General features: G+C 66.2%; 2 protein-coding genes. One reads left to right on the top strand and one right to left on the bottom strand.

Annotation, left to right across the window (positions count from 1 at the left end):
- Positions 1-82 precede the first annotated feature (82 nt).
- Complete coding sequence (xerD, locus tag Q664_RS44205) at positions 83-1,039, bottom strand: site-specific tyrosine recombinase XerD (RefSeq protein ID WP_043411010.1); 957 nt, start codon at positions 1,037-1,039, stop codon at positions 83-85.
- Positions 1,040-1,269: 230 nt separating this feature from the next.
- Between xerD and Q664_RS44200 the strand changes: the two genes are divergently transcribed.
- Positions 1,270-1,736: toll/interleukin-1 receptor domain-containing protein (locus Q664_RS44200; RefSeq protein WP_152622690.1), on the top strand; the 467-nt coding region annotated here is incomplete at its 3' end.

The raw sequence follows: 1,736 nt of genomic DNA, 5'->3' as shown, positions 1-1,736 counted from the left end.
TCGAGGGCCAGCCGGCTCCCGCGGGCGGCCAGACCGTGGCGGCGCCCACGCCGTGATGACGTGAGGCGGGTGGTGGGGGGAACTACGTGCCCCCTGCTGCCCTCTTCCTCGCCACGCGGCCGCCCAGGGCCCCTCCCCGCCCGCGCACGTCGTCTCCGCGCGGGTGGGCGTTGTCGTAGACGGCCCGCAGCCGCGCGCTGTTGACGTGCGTGTAGATCTGCGTGGTGGCCAGGTCCGCGTGGCCCAGCATGGCCTGCACCGCGCGCAGGTCCGCGCCGCGCTCCACCAGGTGCGTGGCGAACGAGTGCCGCAGCTTGTGCGGTGACAGCGGCTTGCGGATGCCCGCCTTGAGCGCGTAGCGCTTGAGCAGCTTCCAGAAGCCCTGCCGGGTGAAGCCGTCGCCGCGAGGCGTGACGAAGAGCGCCTTGGACTCGCGCTCGCCCAGCAGCAACTGCCGGGGCCCCGCGAGGTACGTGCGCACCTTCTCCGCCGCGATGGTACCCACCGGGACGATGCGCTCCTTGGCGCCCTTGCCCTTGGCCACCAGGTAGCCGGCGCCCAGTTGGATGTCGTTGATGCCCAGGCCCACCAGCTCGCTCACGCGCAGGCCGGTGGCGTACAGCACCTCGAGCATGGCCTTGTCCCGCATGCCCGCGGGCGTGCTCTCGTCCGGAGCGGCGAGCAACTGCTCCACCTCCTCCAGCGTGAGGAAGATGGGCAGCTTGCGCGCCGAGCGCGGGGTGTCGATGTCCTCGGTGGGATCCTTCTCCACGTACTTCTCGGCCACGAGGAAGCGGTGGAAGCCGCGGATGGCCGCCAGGTGCCGCGCCTGGCTGCGGCGGGAGAGCCGGCGCGAGTTGAGCGTCGTCAGGTGGCCGGTGATGTCGTCCGGATGCACACGCACTACGTCGGTGATGCCCTTGCGCTTCAGGTCCGCGAAGTACACCGCCAGATCCGCGGCGTAGGCATCCACCGTCTTGCCGGACAGGCCGCGCTCGGCACGGATGAAGGCGATGAACGCGTCGAGGTACCCTTCCATGATGCGTCCATGCTAGCCCAGGAGTGGGCTCGGGCAATCTTCCGAGAGCCCCGGACCGCCCCACCTCGAGTAGAACCGGACCTCCATCGACGCGCCACACCATGCCCCCCCCCTTGTCCGCCACTGCCAAGTCATTCTTGTAGACCATCGGCGCGTTGGTCAGCCACTCCCGCCCTTGGCGAAGTTGAGGAAGTGCGTGGGTTACCCTAGGCTGTCGCTGGATTCAGGTCATGGCCAAGATCTTCATCTCGCACTCTTCCAAGGACAAACCTTTCGCCATTGAGCTCAAGAGACGGCTCGAAAGCAAGGGCCATGATGCCTGGCTGGACCTGTCCGAATTGCTTGTCGGCGATGAAATCCGCACCAAGATCGACGAAGGGATAGAACGCAGCGACGTGGTCGTATTCGTCCTGTCTCCCGACGCCATCCTGTCGCGGTGGTTCAATTATGAATTGAGAGTGGCTCAAACTCTCCTGCGCTCCGGGAAGAAGAGGCCCCTGTTTCCTGTACTCCTGAGAGAGTGTACGAACCTTCCTCCCGATCTTGAAGGAGTCAGGTTCGCTGATTTCCGTAGAGACCACGAGCAGGGCTGGAAGGAGTTGGAGCAAGGGCTCTCTCAATGGGAGCGAGTCCAACAGCCTTCATCGCCTCATGCGCCACCAAGCAGGTCCGAGCCGGCACAGCCCCCGATATCCGG

The organism is Archangium violaceum Cb vi76 (assembly GCF_000733295.1).
GTDB classification, from domain to species: domain Bacteria; phylum Myxococcota; class Myxococcia; order Myxococcales; family Myxococcaceae; genus Archangium; species Archangium violaceum.
Note: the sequence above shows the minus strand (reverse complement) of the source record. Positions and strands in the feature narration are given on the sequence as shown.